At 71.5% G+C, this 2,257-nt stretch carries 1 protein-coding gene and 1 pseudogene; both read right to left on the reverse strand.

Features of this window, described 5'->3' with window-relative positions:
• A partial coding sequence (locus tag CCN33_RS30075; protein ID WP_107484027.1) for a ThiF family adenylyltransferase occupies positions 1–1,805 on the reverse strand: 1,805 nt, incomplete at its 3' end.
• A pseudogene (locus CCN33_RS32390) lies at positions 1,802–2,257 on the reverse strand (hypothetical protein); the annotation flags it as partial. The pseudogene CCN33_RS32390 and the gene CCN33_RS30075, both read right to left, overlap by 4 nt.

Consider the following 2,257-nt stretch of genomic DNA (forward strand, 5'->3'; position numbering starts at 1 on the left):
GGGGTGGCCAGGGCATGGAGGATGCCGGTCATGAGTTGGCCGGCCAGGCCGGTGACGTCGGCGGCGGAGCCGGTGAAGGTGGCGTCCGAGCAGCCGGGTTCGGGCTGGAAAAGGTCAGTGCGCGGTTGGACGGGGAAAAAGTCGTCGAGGATGTCGGCGTGGGCGCCGGTGGTATTGGCGCGGGCGGCGAGCCCGGTGCGGCGCAGGATGTCGCTGCCGGCGCCGGTGGCGCGGGTGGGCGAGAAGGCGACGATGCCGCGGGTCGCCTTATGGCCGATCATCACGGTGGCCAGGGGTGGCCAGGGGGCGGGGTCGGTGGCGCGGACGGCTTCGAGGTGGGCGCGCACGATGCGGTTGGCGGTGGCGTCGATGATCAGGTCGAAGGAGTGCACGTCGGCGTCGGCGAGGGTGCTGATGATGTTGCCCGGCAGCGGTTCGACGCGGGTGGTGTGCGGGGTGATGGCGGAAAGCCGGCTGGCGAGCGTGCGGCACTTGGAGAGGCCGATGTCGGCGTCCGTGTAGGGCTGGCGGGTCAGGATGCCGGGGTGGATGAGGGACTGGTCGGCGACGGTGACGCGGGCGGCTCCGGCGCGCACGCACATCTCTGCCATGGGGGCGCCTAGGGCGCCGGAGCCCAGGACGAGGATCTGCTTGCCGTTGAGCCATGCGGCCGGGGTGACGGCGTCCCGGCGCACGGTGACTTCTGGGCGGGCTTCCTGGATGCGGGCCCACCGGGTGGGCAGGCTGCCCAGCCATTTCTCGCTGGTCTGCTCGAGGAAGTTCTGGCCGAGTTCGGCCAGGGGCCGGTAGTCGTCGAAGGCGGCTGCGGACAGGCGCCCCATCAGGTCGGCCAGGTCGGGAAGGTTCCAGGCGACCAGGTGGGGCAGCAGGTGGTCGCTGCCAGCGATGCCGCGGGAGGGGGTGCCGAGCAGGAGGTAGAGCGGGGCGACGGGGGTGTCGTCGTCCGGGTCGGCGACGGGCAGCAGGACGGTGCGGTTGCGGTCGGCGGCTACACCGATCAGGCCGAGGATGACGGCCGGGGTGATCCCTTCGTCTGCCAGGGTCCCGATCAGCTCGCGGGCGGTGTTGGGGTATTCGAAGGTCAGGTGTTGGGTGGCGATCACTGCCGGGGCGAGGAAGACCTCCGACCCTGGTGGCAGCCCGACTGTCTGGCGGGCTTGTTCGGCGCTGGTGGGCCAGGAGCCCAGGGGCAGCCAGCCGACCACGTCCTGGCGGTCGTCGCGGACCCGGTGCATAAGGGCCGCGCCGATCCAGGGCGCGCCCTGCGCGGTGGGGGCGTCGTGGCGGACGACCAGCAGGCCTGCGGACTGGTGGGTCAGGGCGTTGGGCGGGTGAAGGGGCTCGCCGGGTGTGTCGAGCTCCCCCGCGGCGGCGGCCTGGAACCAGTCCCAGACGCGGGTGACGAAGCCGTACATGCCATCGGCCGGGTCCCATTCCGTGGCCGGTGAACGGTACATGCACAGGTGGCGGGCCCAGTTGACGTGCGGGGCGCCCGCGAAGCGGGTGTGGGCGGTGCGTACCTGGGGGACGGCGAAGGGGAACGTGGCCGGGATCAACAGGGTGATCGCTTCGCGCCGCTTGAAGTGCAGGCCGGCGGGTGTGCGGGGCAGGGTGGAGCAGTCCACGCCGAGGCGGGCCTCGATCCAGCCGGGGAATCCGTAGGCGGGATCGGCACGGGTGATGCGGCCCAGCTCGAGGGCGTTGTTGGCGGCGGCAATCCGCTCAAGCTGGGTGATGGCCAGCTGCTGTCCGGGGGTTGCTTCCTGCAGGAGGAGGTCGCTCACGCTTCGCCGAATCCGACGGAGGTGGCGGGGACGGCCTCGTCGCCGCGGGCCTGGCGCACCGCTTCCCGGCCCGCCTCGATACCGCGTGGCTGCGGAACTGGCGCGGTCTCCGTGAGGGGGACGCTGTGGGTCAGGCCCAGTGCGGTGAGCAGCCTGCCCGAGCGGCCTGCCAGGGTGGCGGACTTCTCTACGAGTTCGCCGGTAGTGACCAGGTCCAGGCCCAGGCCGGGCTCGAGGACGAAGACCACCGGGCGGGGATCCTTTGGGGTGGGGTATTCACCGGTGCACAGAACGGGCAGTTCTGTGATCGTCTCGTAGGCGTCGCGGGCGAGCCGGTGGGGCGGGTTGTCGCCGCTCTTGTCGCTGGTACGGAAGGGCCGGGAGCTGGCTATCACGCGGGCGTCGGGGCCGGCATGGTCTTGCAGCTGGTCGAGGATGTCCTGCTTGAGTTT

It is taken from the genome of Streptomyces recifensis, assembly GCF_002154615.1.
Taxonomy (GTDB): domain Bacteria; phylum Actinomycetota; class Actinomycetes; order Streptomycetales; family Streptomycetaceae; genus Streptomyces; species Streptomyces griseoluteus.